The organism is Nocardia asteroides (genome assembly GCF_021183625.1).
GTDB lineage: Bacteria > Actinomycetota > Actinomycetes > Mycobacteriales > Mycobacteriaceae > Nocardia > Nocardia asteroides_A.
In genome coordinates, this window is sequence record NZ_CP089214.1 from 5,243,604 (window position 1) to 5,257,152 (window position 13,549).

At 72.0% G+C, this 13,549-nt stretch carries 13 protein-coding genes; 7 read left to right on the forward strand and 6 right to left on the reverse strand.

What is annotated here, in order from left to right; genetic code table 11:
- Window positions 1–3 precede the first annotated feature (3 nt).
- Window positions 4–1,275: a cytochrome P450 gene (locus LTT61_RS24395; protein WP_233016376.1), complete on the reverse strand. Its 1,272-nt coding sequence runs from the start codon at window positions 1,273–1,275 to the stop codon at window positions 4–6.
- A 340-nt stretch (window positions 1,276–1,615) separates the two neighbouring features.
- On the opposite strand from LTT61_RS24395, the gene LTT61_RS24400 reads away from it, so the two are divergent.
- Both LTT61_RS24400 and LTT61_RS24405 read left to right on the forward strand, forming a co-directional pair.
- Entirely contained in the window at window positions 1,616–2,275 is a 660-nt protein-coding gene (locus LTT61_RS24400) for a GTP pyrophosphokinase (protein WP_233016377.1), read from the forward strand.
- A gap of 32 nt (window positions 2,276–2,307) precedes the next feature.
- Entirely contained in the window at window positions 2,308–2,706 is a 399-nt protein-coding gene (locus tag LTT61_RS24405) for a hypothetical protein (protein ID WP_233016378.1), read from the forward strand.
- Here LTT61_RS24405 and LTT61_RS24410 read toward each other — a convergent pair.
- Complete coding sequence (locus tag LTT61_RS24410; RefSeq protein ID WP_233016379.1) at window positions 2,630–3,688, reverse strand: threonine aldolase family protein; 1,059 nt, start codon at window positions 3,686–3,688, stop codon at window positions 2,630–2,632. The two genes, LTT61_RS24405 and LTT61_RS24410, sit on opposite strands and share 77 nt — an antisense overlap.
- Before the next feature lie 90 nt (window positions 3,689–3,778).
- On the opposite strand from LTT61_RS24410, the gene LTT61_RS24415 reads away from it, so the two are divergent.
- The 3 genes from LTT61_RS24415 to LTT61_RS24425 all read left to right on the forward strand — a co-directional run bounded on the left by LTT61_RS24415 (window position 3,779) and on the right by LTT61_RS24425 (window position 6,219).
- On the forward strand, window positions 3,779–4,312 hold the full coding sequence (locus LTT61_RS24415) for a hypothetical protein (RefSeq protein ID WP_233016380.1): 534 nt from the start codon (window positions 3,779–3,781) through the stop codon (window positions 4,310–4,312).
- A 95-nt stretch (window positions 4,313–4,407) separates the two neighbouring features.
- Window positions 4,408–4,806 carry a DUF3052 family protein gene (locus LTT61_RS24420; RefSeq protein ID WP_233016381.1) on the forward strand — a complete coding sequence of 133 codons (399 nt, stop codon included), beginning with the start codon at window positions 4,408–4,410 and terminating at the stop codon, window positions 4,804–4,806.
- A gap of 99 nt (window positions 4,807–4,905) precedes the next feature.
- A complete protein-coding gene (locus LTT61_RS24425; RefSeq protein ID WP_332909203.1) occupies window positions 4,906–6,219 on the forward strand; it encodes a lipase family protein in 1,314 nt (437 codons plus the stop codon).
- 3 nt (window positions 6,220–6,222) lie between these two features.
- Here the strand turns inward: LTT61_RS24425 and LTT61_RS24430 are convergent, their stop codons facing one another.
- The 3 genes from LTT61_RS24430 to LTT61_RS24440 all read right to left on the reverse strand — a co-directional run bounded on the left by LTT61_RS24430 (window position 6,223) and on the right by LTT61_RS24440 (window position 9,266).
- Window positions 6,223–6,732, reverse strand: coding sequence for a hypothetical protein (locus LTT61_RS24430; RefSeq protein ID WP_233016382.1), 510 nt, complete (start codon window positions 6,730–6,732; stop codon window positions 6,223–6,225).
- Window positions 6,733–6,770: 38 nt separating this feature from the next.
- A complete protein-coding gene (locus LTT61_RS24435) occupies window positions 6,771–7,919 on the reverse strand; it encodes an alkane 1-monooxygenase (RefSeq protein WP_233016383.1) in 1,149 nt (382 codons plus the stop codon).
- A gap of 126 nt (window positions 7,920–8,045) precedes the next feature.
- Window positions 8,046–9,266 (reverse strand): PucR family transcriptional regulator, encoded by a 1,221-nt coding sequence (locus tag LTT61_RS24440; RefSeq protein WP_233016384.1) that lies wholly within the window; start codon window positions 9,264–9,266, stop codon window positions 8,046–8,048.
- A gap of 448 nt (window positions 9,267–9,714) precedes the next feature.
- Between LTT61_RS24440 and LTT61_RS24445 the strand changes: the two genes are divergently transcribed.
- Window positions 9,715–10,872 carry an esterase/lipase family protein gene (locus tag LTT61_RS24445; protein WP_233016385.1) on the forward strand — a complete coding sequence of 386 codons (1,158 nt, stop codon included), beginning with the start codon at window positions 9,715–9,717 and terminating at the stop codon, window positions 10,870–10,872.
- A 57-nt stretch (window positions 10,873–10,929) separates the two neighbouring features.
- Here the strand turns inward: LTT61_RS24445 and LTT61_RS24450 are convergent, their stop codons facing one another.
- Window positions 10,930–11,751, reverse strand: a complete 822-nt coding sequence (locus tag LTT61_RS24450; RefSeq protein ID WP_233016386.1) for a SigB/SigF/SigG family RNA polymerase sigma factor — start codon at window positions 11,749–11,751, stop codon at window positions 10,930–10,932.
- A 219-nt stretch (window positions 11,752–11,970) separates the two neighbouring features.
- Between LTT61_RS24450 and LTT61_RS24455 the strand changes: the two genes are divergently transcribed.
- Window positions 11,971–13,488 (forward strand): MDR family MFS transporter, encoded by a 1,518-nt coding sequence (locus LTT61_RS24455; RefSeq protein ID WP_233016387.1) that lies wholly within the window; start codon window positions 11,971–11,973, stop codon window positions 13,486–13,488.
- Window positions 13,489–13,549: the final 61 nt, after the last annotated feature.

Consider the following 13,549-nt stretch of genomic DNA (forward strand, 5'->3'; position numbering starts at 1 on the left):
TTGTCAGATGTGCATCGGCGGGGACGGCGGGAAGGTGACCGGGAGCCCGGCCAGCGCGCGGTGGAACGGGCCGGGGCGGCGCTGCAGCTCCGCTTCGGGCACCGCGAGTTCGAGGTCGGGCAGCGCGTCCAGCAGCTGGTCGATGGCCTCCTGCACGACCAGGTAGGCGACCGACTTGGCCGGGCAGGCGTGCGGGCCCGCGCCCCAGGCCAGGTGCGAGCGGTTGCCGGTGTGGTCGGCGGCGCGGATCTGCGGGTCGTTGTTCGCGCCGGAGAGGCTGATCACCACCGGCTGGTGCGCGGGCAGCCAGGTGTTGTCGATCAGGATCGGCTGGCGCGGGTAGGAGGTGCAGAAGTTCGCCATCGGCGGGTCGTCGAAGAGCACCTCGTCCAGGGCGTCCCTCGTCGAGAGCGCGCCGCCGAGCATGTTCCCGCCGAACCGGTCGTCGGTCACCATGAGCAGCAGCGTGTTCGCGATCAGGTTCTGCTGCGGCTCGATGCCCGCGCCGTAGAAGCTGATCAGGTTGCTCAGCATCTCGGTGTCGTCCAGCCCGGCCGGGTGGTGCGCGAGCCGGGAGGTGACGTCGTCGCCCGGCTCCCTGCGGCGCAGCGCGATCAGCTCCAGCAGCGCGGTGCTCAGCATCTCCATGCCGCGCGCCGCCTCGACGGTGTCGAAGAGCATGGCCATGCCCTGCGCCACCCGTGCCCCGAGCTCGGCCGAGCAGCCGACCATCCGGTTCAGCACCTCGAAGACCAGCGGAAAGGCGTACTGCCCGATGAGATCCGCCGAGCCGGTGGTGCAGAACTGGTTGATCAGCGGGATCGCGATCGTCTCCACGGTGGCGTGCAGGGCGTGCAGGTCGATCCCGTCGATGGCGGCGACGTAGGCCTGCCGGTAGCGCAGGTGCGCCTGGCCGCTGTTGCGCAGCGCGTTCGGGTACCACTCCATCATCGGCTTGACCGGGGAATCCGGCGGGATGCTCTCCTGCCAGGCGCGCGGGTCGGCCGGGAAGTGCTCCGGGTCGTTCAGAATCCGCACCGCGGTCTGGTGGCCGAGCACCAGCGTCGCCGGGACGCCCGGCGCCAGCTCGATCGGCGCCATCGACCCGTACTTCGCGCGCATGGCGCCGTAGGCACCGTGCGGGTCGGCCGCGAATTCCGCGGTGTGCAGCGGGATCCGGGGGCCGTCGGTCTCGACGGGCGAACCGTGCGCAACCGGGCAGCCCCCGGTCGGCGCGTCGGACAGCGGGGACGGGGCGGATCGGGGGGTGTTCACAGACGCGGCTCCAAGCAGGGAAACAGGACGACGCCCGGGGCGGTCGGTGCGGAATCCGGCCGCGCCCGGGGAGCCACCGGTGCGCACTCGCGACCGATCGACCCCACGCTTCCCCCAGCCTGTTGGCACCGCCAACCCGGGAAACCCCGGGCGTGAATCCGGTGACGTGGCCGCGAAAAGCGGGCTTCGTCACAATGGACCCGCCTACGGTAACAGCGGTTCCGCGTGAGCGCACTGGTCGGTATTCCCGGGCTCGAGGATGCGCGGCGCCCGCTTCGCGGCCCCGAACCGCGCGTGCTGCCGGATAGCTGAGGTCCGCGCACTCCGTACCCTGGGAACGGTGGAATCGGAACTGGTCACCTTCATCGCCCGCGAGCGCAACGAGCTCGAGCGGTTCCTGCTCGAGCACCAGTTCGCCGTCGACGAGCTGCTGACCAAGGTGACCATCCTGCGCCGGGAGTTCATGCACCTGCGGCACTACAACCCGATCGAACACGTCACCTCGCGGGTCAAGACGCCGGCGAGCATGCTGCAGAAGGCGCTGCGCAAGGGCGTGCCCGCCGACCTCGACAGCATCCGCGCGCAGCTCACCGACATCGCGGGCATCCGGATCACCTGCAGCTTCATCGCCGACACCTACCTGGTGCTGGAGACGCTCACCGCGCAGAGCGACGTCCGGGTGCTGGAGATCAAGGACTACATCGCCAGGCCCAAGCCGAACGGCTACAAGAGCCTGCACGCCATCGTGGAGATCCCGGTCTTCCTCTCCACCGGCCCCAAGCACATGAAGGTCGAGCTGCAGATCCGCACCGTGGCGATGGACTTCTGGGCCACGCTCGAGCACAAGATCTTCTACAAGTACGACGGCGACGTCCCGCCGCGGATCATCGACGACCTGGCCGAGGCGGCGCGGGTGGCGGGCGAGCTGGACCGCCGGATGGAGGAGCTGCACGAGGAGGTGCACGGCGCCGACGACCCGGTCCAGGCCGCCGTGGAGTAGCGGTGTCGGTGCCGTCAGGTAGGCAGGGAGCCATGACCTCGCCGGTGGTGCTGCGCGCGGGCTGGGAGCGGGACTGGGCCGCGCTGCTCGAGCAGCTCGCCGACGGCACCGGGCACCCGTTCCGGGCGCAGGCCGCCGCCGAGATCATCATGCTCACGCACAACGAGCAGCTGCACGAGGTGAACCTGGGCTGGCACCCGAAGGCCGAGGAGCTGCTCTGGCACCCCGCCGAGCAGCAGGCGAAGCGCTCGAACGGTGGGATGTGGAATGTGCGCTACCGCAACGATCGCAAGGCCGCCGGGGTCGCCACGCTGACCGAGCTGATCGCCGCCGCACGCCCTGGCTCACCGTGCGCTACGCGTTCTGAGTCAGCGCGCGCACCGCGGCGAGCAGGTCGTCGATATCGGCGGGCCGGTGCGCGAACGAGGTGACCAGCCGGACCACCCCGGGCTCCCAGCGGTCGGCGTAGAAGGCGTAGCCGCGCTCGCGCAGCCCGGCGGTGAGCGCCGCCGGGAAGTGGCAGAACAGGATGTTGGCGCCGAGTTCGCCCGCCACCCGCACGCCGGGCGCCACCGCCAGCCCGGCGCGCAGCCGCTCGGCCATGGCGTTGGCGTGCGCGGCGCTGCGCAGCCAGAGGTCGTCGGCGAGGTAGGCGCCGAGCTGCGCGGTCTGGAACCGCATCTTGGCGGTGAGCTGGCCGCCGCGCTTGTGCCGGAAGGCGAGCTCGGTGGCGAGCGCGGGGTCGAAGCAGACGATGGCGTCGGCGGTCATGGTGCCGTTCTTGGTGGCGCCGAAGGAGAGCACGTCGACGCCGCTGCGCCAGCTCAGCTCGGCCGGGGTGGCGCCGAGCGCGGCGAGCGCGTTGGCGAAGCGCGCGCCGTCCATGTGCACGCGCAGCCCGGCCTCGCGGGCGATGCCGGTCAGGGTCCGGAGCTCGGCCACGCTGTAGACGCTGCCGGTCTCGGTGGCCTGGGTGAGGCTCAGCACCGAGGGCTGCACGCTGTGCACGTCGCCGCGCTTGCGGCCGGCCGCCGCGCGCAGCGCCTCCGGGTCGATCTTCGAATGCGCCCCGCCGACCGAAACGATCTTCGCGCCGTTCGTGAAGAACTCCGGCGCGCCCGCCTCGTCGTTGTCGATGTGCGCGTCCGGGTGCGCGAGCACGCTGCCCCACGGCGGGGTCAGCGCGGCCAGCGCGATGCCGTTCGCCGCCGAGCCGGAGCTGACCGGGAAGACCGCGACCGGCCGCTCGAACAGCTCGTCGAAGCGCCGGTACACCGCCTGCGAGAGCGGGTCGTTGCCGTACGGCGCGGCGGGCCCGGCCGCGGCCGCGGCCACCGCGGCGAGCACCTCCGGCGCCGCACCGGCGGCGTTGTCGCTGAGGTAGCCGCGCAGGAGCTGCTCGGAGGCGGTCATCGGAGCCTTTCGGGACGCTGTGCGGTTGCGGGTTTGATCCTCGCGCATCGGGACATCCGGCGCTCAGCCGAGGGAGCAGGAGCAGGTGGCATGGATTCGGAGCATCTCGACCTGCCGACGGGTGCGAGCGCGCGGCTCGCTGCCCTGCTCACCCGGCGGGCCGGCGTCGCGGTCGAGGTCGACGCGGGCGGGCCGGACGGCGCGCGCACGGTGCGCTGGATCGACGGCCCGACCGTCGCGCAGCTGACCGAGCTCGTCGCCGAGCTGCGCGAGGACGAGCTGCCGCGGCCCGGAACGCTGAACTACGAACACCGCCCGAGCAGCCACGGCCGCGCGGTGACGGCGCTGCTCTGGCTGGACGAGGCGCCGGAGCGCTGCGGGCTGCACGAGGCGGTGATCGCGGACCGCGCGGAGCGCGACATCGGCTGCCCCGAGCTCGCCGAGCACCACTGGCAGCGCCGCGCGGGCGCGCTGCTCAGCCTCGGCCCCGGCGGGCAGCGCTTCACCCTGACCGCGCTGCGGCTGCTGCTCGAGGTCGCGCGGACGTACGGCTGGGCCGCCGGGCTCACCTGGCTGGACACCAACGCGAGCGCGCCGCGCACCCGGTTGCGGGTCGTGCGCTGAGGACACGCCCGCCGACCGGCGGCTGCGGGCGAACGAACGGGCGCCCTGGTTGGGTGGCAGCCGACACTCGGCAGGGGATCGCGAGGGGGTTGAACATGCACGCCGCAGGCACACGGGCGCGTCGGCTGGACCTGCGCGCGGATATGCCGGTCCGGGAGTACGGCGCCGCCGGGGTCGTGGACGAGCAGCTCAGGGCGGAGCTCGCCGCCCAGCTCGGGGCCGGGCTCGCCGCCCCGGTGCCCGAGGCCGCGCTGGTCTGGTTGCGCGCGGGAGACGCGGAGGCGGTCGACCCGGCCGAGATAGCCGCCGCATTGCCGCCGTACGCGCCGATCTGGGTGCTCACCCCGAAACCCGGCCACCCCGGCCACATTCCGGCGGCCCAGCTCGGCGAGCTCGCCGACCGGGCCGCCGTTGTGATCACCGACCACACCGGGATCACCGGCGGCTGGACCGCGACCTGCATGCGCCGCCGCCGCGCGGAGCCGGGACCTTGACGCACCGGGTGTGAGCGGCAACACTACTGACCAGTAAGTCGGACGGTCTCGTCCGGTTGGAGCGCCGCTCGGGCGCGCCTCGACGAAGAGGATGGCACAGTGGGAACTGGGCGGGTAACCCTGGCGGTAGCAGCGGCCGCCGCCGCCGTGACGATGCTGGCGGGCGGCACCGTGCCGCCGGTCGCGAACGCGGCGCCGGACAACAGCTTCTTCGCCCACGGCGGGCAGGCGCCGCTCGGGTCGTACGCGCCGGGAACGGTGCTGGCCAGCCGGGTGCTGCCCTACCACCTGCTCGGCATCCCGACACCGCTCACCGCGGTGCAGATCCGCTACCGCACGACCGACGCGCAGGGCAGGCCGAGCGCCAACATCACCTCGGTGCTGCTGCCACCCGGCGGCGTCGACCCGTCCCGGGTCGTCACCTACGGCTCGGCCTACGACTCGCTGAACCCGGAGCACAGCCCGTCCCGCTCGGTCGCGGGCAACGTCAGCTTCGGCGGCGCCATCGCCGACTCCGAGGGCGCCGTCATGGGGCTCTTCATCGCGCAGGGCTTCACCGTGATCGTCCCCGACACCGAGGGGCAGTCGGCGAACTTCGCCGCGGGGCCGGAGTACGGCATGAACACCCTGGACGCCATCCGCGCCGCCACCAGCACCGCCGCCACCGGGCTGAACCCGGCGTCGCGGGTGGGGCTCTTCGGCTACTCCGGCGGCGCGATCGCCACCAACTGGGCGGCGGCGCTCGCGCCGGAGTACGCGCCGGAGGTGAACGCCAACCTGGTCGGCGTCGCCGAGGGCGGCGTGCTGGCGAACCCGGCGCGCAACCTGCGCTACATCGACGGCAGCCTCGGCTGGGCCGGGGTGGCCGCCATGGCGATCATCGGCATCGCCCGCTCCTACGACATCGACTTCACGCCCTACCTCAACGACTTCGGCGCGCGGATCGCCGCGCAGCTCTCCTCGGCGTCGATCGCCAACGTGCTGTTCCAGTACCCGGGGCTGACCTGGGCGCAGCTGACAAAGCCGGAATTCGCCAACCCGAACAGCGTGCCGCCCTTCGTGGAGACGGTCGCCAAGATCGACCTCGGCCTCGCGCCGACGCCGACCGTGCCGATGTTCATCGGCCAGGGCGCCAACGGCATCCTGGAGGGCACCGAGGGCACGAAGCCCGGCGTCGGCCCCGGCGACGGCGTGATGATCGCGGGCGACGTGCGGGCGCTGGCCAGGCAGTACTGCGACACCGGCAACGCCACCATCACCTACCACCAGTACGACGCGCTCAGCCACATCCCGGCGCTGACGGTCTGGTCGGTGGAGGCGACCACCTGGCTGCTCGATCGGTTCGCCGGCAAGCCCGCGCCGAACAACTGCGCCTCGATCGCCCCGGGGAACTCGCTCGCCCCCGAGCTCTGAGCGCTACAGCTCGGCGCTCGGCCCGGCCGCCGCGAGCAGCACCATGATCGCCTCGCGAGCGGCGGCGTCGGGCTCGGGGAGCGCGCGCAGCTCCTCGAGGTAGAACCGCGGATCGGTCAGCTGGATGGCGCGGCGGGCGCAGGCGTGCACCCGGCGTGGCAGCTCGGCGCGGATGAGGTCGAGGTCGCTCTCCAGCGCATGGCCGGGCTGCTCCGGGTCCAACCGCAGCGACCAGGGCGGATGCGGGTCGGCGAGCCGGACGATCTCGACCGCGGCGCCCCGCCACGTGACGTAGTCGCGCCAGGCATCCGGCACGGCGCCCGCGTGCAGCCCGAACCGGACGACCTGCTGCCCGTTCGTCCAGGTCCGGGTCACCCGGGTGCGCTCGACCACCGCCGTCCCCGCCCGCTCCGCCCGCGCCCAGCTCGGCTCCGACCCCGCGAACCCGTACGGCTCCAGCAACTTCCCGGTTGTCCGCCACAGGCGGCGCAGCGCCGAATCGGGTTTGACCATCGGGGAAGGGTAGCGGGCGGGGGTGACACGGCCGCCGGTCAGCGCCCGGACGGTACCGCGGCCAGGTAGTGCTCGCGCTTGCCCGGCTGGATGTTGGCGCGCCCGGCATCGCCGCCGTAGTGCGCGAGCACCCGGTGGTCCATGCACCGGCGCCAGAGCGGGGGGAGCGCGGCGAGCACGATCATCCCCGCGTAACCGGCCGGGAGCTGCGGGGCGATCTCGGTGCTGCGCAGGGTCTGGTAGCGGCGGCCGGGGTTGGCGTGGTGGTCGCTGTGCCGCTGCAGGTGGAACAGGAAGATATTGGTGACCAGGTGGTCGCTGTTCCAGCTGTCGCGCGGGGAGCAGCGGGCCCAGCGGCCGTCCGGGCGGCGCTCGCGCAGCAGGCCGTAGTGCTCGACGTAGTTCACCGTCTCCAGCAGCCCGGCGCCGATCGCCGCCTGCAGCAGCAGCCACGGCGTGATCTCCCAGCCGAAGCCGGCGATCAACCCGCCGAAGAGCACCAGCGTCATGGCCCACGCCTGCAGGATGTGGTTGCGCGGGCTCCACCACCCGGAGCCCGTGCGCGCCAGCCGCTCCCGCTCCAGCCGCAGCGCCGAGCGGAACCCGCCCGCCACCGAGCGCGGCAGGAAGGCGTACAGCGATTCGCCGAGCCTGGCGCTGGCCGGATCGTCCGGGGTGGCCACCCGCACGTGGTGCCCGCGGTTGTGCTCGACGAAGAAGTGCCCGTACCCGGACTGGGCGAGCGCGATCTTGGCCAGCCAGCGCTCCAGGTGCTCGGCCCGGTGCCCGAGCTCGTGCGCGGCGTTGATGCCGATCCCGGAGACCAGCCCCAGCGTGGTCGCCAGCCCGACCTTGTCCCAGATCCCCAGCTCCGCGCCGCCCCACATGGCGCAGGCGAGCAGCAGCCCGACCAGCTGGACCGGCAGGAACAGGTAGGTGCACCAGCGGTAGTACCGGTCCTCGGAGAGCAGCTCGTAGTCCTCGTCGCGCGGATTCGAGCCGTCCGCGCCGATCAGCAGGTCGAGCAGCGGAATGGCGGCGAGCACGATGACCGGGCCGATCCACCAGAACACCGGCAGCCCGGTCCGGTACACCAGCTGCGAGGGAAGCAGCGCGGAGGCGGGGGCGATCAGCCCGAGCATCCACAGGTGCCGTTTCGGGTCGTGACCCCGCTCGCTCGCCCACATCGTCCCGGCACCTCGTACTCGATCGCGGCCGCGGAGTCCGACCCTCCTCGCAACCGTCGTGCCAGGTACATCGCCCGAAGTGTCAGCAATGTTTCGGCAACGACACGCCGACGGTTCGGGCCCCTCTCAGCCTCGGCAATCCGGGCGCGCGGTCGCGATCATCGCGGCGTGCAGGTACCACCAGTCCCTCGGCTCGGTGGTGTTCAGCCCGGTGAGCTCGCCGACCCGGCGCAGCCGGTAGTCGAGGGTGTTGGGGTGCACGTGCAGCCGCTGCGCCGCGAGCTGGCGGTGCCGGTTCGCCTCGATGTAGACGCGCAGGGTGTGCAGCAGCTCGGGGTGCTCGGCCAGCGGGGCGAGGTGGGTGCGCAGCAGGTCGCGCCCGATGCCGGGGCGGGTGAGCTGGTACTCCAGCGCGAGTTCGTCGAAGCGGTGCACGCCCGGCGCCAGCCCGAGCTGCTCGACGGTGTCCAGCAGCTCGTGCGCCTGCCTGGCGGCGGTGGCGACGGTCTCCGGGGTCGCGCTGAACGCGGTGGCGGTCAGCGGAACCCGCGCGGCCGCGGCCAGCTCCCGCACCAGCCCGTCGATCTCGGCCTCGGAGCAGTGGTCCTCGGGCACGAGGATCGTCCCGCCGTCCACCGAGAGCAGCGAGAGCGCGTGCTCGCCGAACCGCCCGGCCAGCGCGGACTGCAGCCTGCGCAGTTTGCGCCTGGCCACGACGGCGCGGTCCAGCCCGGGCCGGTGCTCGTCCGGGTGCGCCGGAACGGCGAGCGCGAGCACGAAATACCCCGGCGCCAGCGGAATCCCGGACTCCCACGCCATGGCCGAGCCCCCGTGCCCGCCGAGCAGCGCCGAGGTCAGCGTGTGCACGGCGGTCTGGTGCCCGGCGGCGGTCCCGCGCAACTCCCGGATGTAGGTCTTGCTGACGGTGCAGCTGATCAGGTCGAGCAGCTCGACCACGGCCGTGGTGCCGGTGCTGATGTCGAACCCCGCCGCCGGGCCGGGGAAGAGCGCGTCCAGCCCCGCCCGGACGCCGCGGTGCACGCCGCGCAGCACGGTGTCGATGGGAACGCCGTCCCGCGCCCACTCGGCCGCGGCGGGCTCCAGCCGCTCGATCCGCCCCTCCGGCGCCCGCCCCTGCTCCAGCCGCTGCACGAGCCAGCCGAGGCAGGCGCGCACGACCGCGGTGAGGTCGGCGCCCGCGGGCGCGTTCGGCGCGCCCGCGCAGGCGATGCCGGAGCGCGCCAGCTGCGCGGTCAGGTCGCGCGATATTCTATGGATCTCCTGTCGGGCCGGTGATATCGGGGAATTGCCGGGTCCGGATTCGGGCCGGACGGTGCTCTCGGCCATCACGGGTGACCTCCTCGCGTCGAAACCGCCGCGTCGCCGTTTCTCCTCGACGAGTACGGCGTTATCGAACGGTAATAGGCGCTGTCGCTCGCTTTCCACTCCGTTCTCCTCCGTTCCGGCCGACGGCTGTGAGCTGCGCGAACGCGGCGTCGGACGGGAACGGGCGAGAGGGTCGGTGCCGCATTCCGCCGATAGTGCTCATTTTCCGGTGTCCGAAAAGTCCGCTCCCGTACGGGATTCAGGGCATCTGTGGCGGGCCACGGCGCTTTCCGAACGAACTTCGTGAGCATTCCAGTAACCGCCGCTGACCCGGGTATTCGGCTTCGTTTCCGCCGTAGCGTCAGCCCGCAGTCGCGGTCGGCGACGTCATCCGGAGAACGGTGCCGTTCTCGCAGAAAGGCTCGGAATGAATCATCGTAGGTGTGGTCGGGTAGTTGGCTCGGCGGTGATGCTGGTGGTCTCGGTGCTCGCGGTCGGGTTCACCGGGGTGGCGCAGGCGCAGCCGGTGGCGTCGGCGGACGAGCAGGTGCTGGCCGATTACATCGCGGCGGGTCGCACGGGTGCGCCGGTGGCGGATTCGGGGAGCGCGTCGGGGTCGGCGTGCGATTCGGGCAGCGGTGCGGGGTCGGGGAACGGCTCGGGTGACTGCTACGGCGGGTCGGGCTCGAGCTCCGGTTCCTCGGGCGGATACGCCAGCGACACGGTGGGTTTCGGCCCGGAGCAGTCGGCGTGGGTGGCGGCCTTCGCGTACGGGCTCGGCAACCCCGATGTCGCCCCGCCCGGGACGAACGACTGGAACTGCAAGCCGACGGCGGCGCACCCCAAGCCGGTGGTGCTGGTGCACGGGACGTGGATGAACGCCTACAACGGGTTCGCCTACATGTCGAAGCCGATCACCGACGCGGGGTTCTGCACCTTCACCTTCAACTACGGGCGGTCGAACCTGCTGGAGGGCGGCGGCCTCGGCGCGGTGCTGCCGGGTGTGATGGGCACCGGGTACATCCAGGATTCGGCGAAGCAGCTGGCGACGTTCGTGGATCGGGTGCTGGCCGCGACCGGGTCGAACGAGGTCGACCTGGTTGCCCACTCCCAGGGCGGGTCGATGGCGAACTGGTACACCAAGTTCGATGGCGGCGCGGCGAAGGTCGACAAGCTGGTCACCTTCGGGGCGACCCACCACGGGACCAGCCTGGTCGGAATCGGCGCGCTCGGGCGGGCGATCAACAACCTCGGGATCGACATCCTCGGCTTCATCGAGATCTTCGTCGGCCACGCCGGGATTCAGCAGACGATCGGCTCGGACTTCGTGAATACGTTGAACGCCAACGGTGACACGGTCGCGGGCGTGGACTACACGGTGGTCGGGACCCGCTACGACGAGATCACCAACCCGTACGACCTGACGTTCCTGAAGGCGGGCCCCGGTGCCTCGGTCCGCAACATCACGCTGCAGGACGGCTGCGAGCAGGACGTCTCCGATCACCTGACGGTGATGTACTCCCCGCGGGCCCTGTCGATCACGCTGAACGCGCTCGATCCGCAGGCACACCCGAGCCTGGAGTGCACCTTCAACCCCTGGGTGATCGGCGGCGGCGGGAAACTCTGACCACCGGAAACGACGGGGAGCCCTGGACTTTCGCCCCGGGGTCCCCGTTCTCGTTCGTCAGGCCACGGCGGGCTCGGACAGCGCCTGCTCGCGCAGCGTCGTCAGCACCCGGGTGAGGATCCGGGACACCTGCATCTGCGAGATGCCGAGCCGCTTGGCGATCTCCGACTGGGTGAGGTTGTCGCCGAAGCGCCACATCAGCACCTGCCGGTCGCGCTCGGGCAGCGCCGCGAGCAGCGGGCCGACGGTGATCGCGTCCTCCAGCAGGTTGTAGCCGGGGTCGGGGGCCGCGAAGGCGTCCAGCGCCGAGGAGGTGCCGGAGTCGTCGTCGCCGCGCGGCTGCTCGATGGGCTCGGCGGCGTAGCCGTTGCGGGCGATCAGCGCCTGGGTGACCTCGACCAGATCGACGTCGAGGTGCGCGGCGATCTCGCGCGCGGTCGGCATCCGGTGCAGCTTGTGCGAGAGCACCTCGATCGCGGGGGCGAGCCGCTGCTGCAGCTCCTTGGTCGCGCGCGGCACCCGGACCGCCCAGGTGCGGTCGCGGAAGTGCCTGCGCACCTCACCCATGATGGTCGGCACCGCGAACCCGACGAACGAGGCGCCCACCGTGACGTCGAAGCGGTCGACGGCCTGGACCAGGCCGACCATGGCGACCTGCACCAGGTCGTCCGCGTTCTCCCCGCGGCCGGCGAACTTCATCGCGATGTGCTCGGCCAGCGGTAGCGCCGCGGTGATGATGTCCTCGCGCAGCCGGGCGCGGGCCGGATCGGCCTGGTCCAGGGTGGCGAGTTCGGTGAAACGGGGCTCGAGGTTCTCGTAGCCGCCTTTGCTGGTGCGGCGGGCGACATCGCGGTAGGCGGTCATCGTCGTCGAGTTCATCGGGTTCCTCTTCCGGCCGAGCAGGGCGAACGCACGTCCTAGCTGGTACCCGGAGTAGTTGACCGCAAACACTTCCGGGAAATTTTTCCCCGAGCGGGACGAACCGGGCAGCAGCCCCGCTGACCAGGCAAACGGCATTTCGGACACTGGCCGGGCTGCGTACGCCGCCGGACGGGCCGCCCGGCATACTCGGGGAAACTCGGCCCGATTGGAGCAGGCATGGACACCGCCGCCGCCGCACCCCCCGAAGAACTGGATCGCGGCGTGATCGTCACCGGCCTGGTGATCGTGGCCGGGATGATCATGGTGGTGCTCGACACCACGATCGTGAACGTGGCACTGGACTCCCTGAGCACCGAACTCGGCGCGCCACTCTCCACCACCCAGTGGGTGGTCACCGGCTACCTGCTCGCCGTCGCCCTCGTCATCCCGCTGACCGGCTGGGTCATGGACCGCTTCGGCCCCAAGCCGACCTGGCTCACCGCCGTGACGCTGTTCGTGCTCGGCTCCGCGCTCTGCGCGACCGCCTGGTCGGTCGAGAGCCTGGTCTTCTTCCGGGTACTGCAGGGGCTCGGCGGCGGCATGCTGCTCCCCGCCGGCCAGGCCATCATCACCAGGGCGGCCGGGCCGAACCGGCTCGGCCGGGCCATGAGCATCATCGGCGTCCCGATGCTGCTCGGCCCGGTCCTCGGCCCCGTGCTCGGCGGGCTGCTCGTGGAGTACACCGGCTGGCACTGGATCTTCCTGGTGAACGTGCCGGTCGGCGCCGTCGCCATCGCGCTCGCGGTGTGGAAGCTGCCCGCCGGTGACGCGCTGCCCGACCCGGGCAAGCTGGACCTGCGTGGGCTGGTCCTGCTCTCCGGCAGCCTGGTCTGCCTGCTCTACGGCCTCTCCGAGGCGGCCTCGCACGGCGGGTTCGGCGAGTGGGGCGTGCTCGGCTGGCTGCTCGCCGGTGCCGTCGGCCTCGCCCTGTACACCTGGCACAGCCTGAACCGCGGCTCCGCCTCGATCATCGATGTCCGGCTGCTCGGCAACCGGCTCTTCGCCGGCGCGACCTTCGCGGTGTTCCTGGTGGCCATCGGGCTCTTCGGCGGCATGCTGCTGCTCCCGCTCTACTACCAGACCGTGCGCGGCGAGGGCGCGCTCGGCGCCGGGCTGCTGCTCGCCCCGCAGGGGCTCGGCGCGATCGTGGCCATGGTGGTCGGCGGCAGGCTGGTCGACCGGATCGGCGCCGGTTACGTGGTGCCGGTCGGTGTGCTGCTCGCCCTGATCGGCACCTTCCCGTTCACCCAGGTCGGCACCGACACCTCCTACGTCTGGCTGAGCGTCGCGCTGTTCGTGCGCGGCATGGGGCTCGGCTCGGTCATGATGCCGACCATGGCCGCCGCCTACTCCAGCCTCGACCGCGACATCGTCTCGAGGGCCGCGCCGACGCTGTCGGCCATCCAGCAGGTCGGCGCCGCGCTCGGCAGCGCCCTGCTGGTGACCGCGCTGACCCAGCGCCTCACCGAGCAGCTCGACGAGAAGGGCATCAGCGCGGCGGGCGGCGGCGCCGACCAGATCAGCACGCTGCCGCCGGAGGCGCTGCCGATCGTCGGCCCGCTGCTGGCGAACGCCTTCGGCTTCGCCTTCTGGGTCGCCTTCGCGCTGACCGCGGTGATCATCCTGCCCGCCATGTTCCTGCCCCGGCACCGCACCGGGGTACCGAAGAAGACCGCGATCGCGCCCGGCGTCTAGCGAAAGCTCAACGCCTTCCGATTGATTCGAATCGGTGCGCACCCCGTCCGCGCCCGGTTAC

Excerpts from the sequence above, each read along its gene's own strand:
- LTT61_RS24405 (WP_233016378.1), top strand. The coding sequence starts at position 2,308 with ATGACCTCGCCGGTGGTGCTGCGCGCGGGCTGGGAGCGGGACTGGGCC.
- LTT61_RS24410 (WP_233016379.1), bottom strand. The coding sequence starts at position 3,688 with ATGACCGCCTCCGAGCAGCTCCTGCGCGGCTACCTCAGCGACAACGCC.
- LTT61_RS24415 (WP_233016380.1), top strand. The coding sequence starts at position 3,779 with ATGGATTCGGAGCATCTCGACCTGCCGACGGGTGCGAGCGCGCGGCTC.
- LTT61_RS24420 (WP_233016381.1), top strand. The coding sequence starts at position 4,408 with ATGCACGCCGCAGGCACACGGGCGCGTCGGCTGGACCTGCGCGCGGAT.
- LTT61_RS24430 (WP_233016382.1), bottom strand. The coding sequence starts at position 6,732 with ATGGTCAAACCCGATTCGGCGCTGCGCCGCCTGTGGCGGACAACCGGG.
- LTT61_RS24435 (WP_233016383.1), bottom strand. The coding sequence starts at position 7,919 with ATGTGGGCGAGCGAGCGGGGTCACGACCCGAAACGGCACCTGTGGATG.
- LTT61_RS24440 (WP_233016384.1), bottom strand. The coding sequence starts at position 9,266 with ATGGCCGAGAGCACCGTCCGGCCCGAATCCGGACCCGGCAATTCCCCG.
- LTT61_RS24445 (WP_233016385.1), top strand. The coding sequence starts at position 9,715 with ATGCTGGTGGTCTCGGTGCTCGCGGTCGGGTTCACCGGGGTGGCGCAG.
- LTT61_RS24450 (WP_233016386.1), bottom strand. The coding sequence starts at position 11,751 with ATGAACTCGACGACGATGACCGCCTACCGCGATGTCGCCCGCCGCACC.
- LTT61_RS24455 (WP_233016387.1), top strand. The coding sequence starts at position 11,971 with ATGGACACCGCCGCCGCCGCACCCCCCGAAGAACTGGATCGCGGCGTG.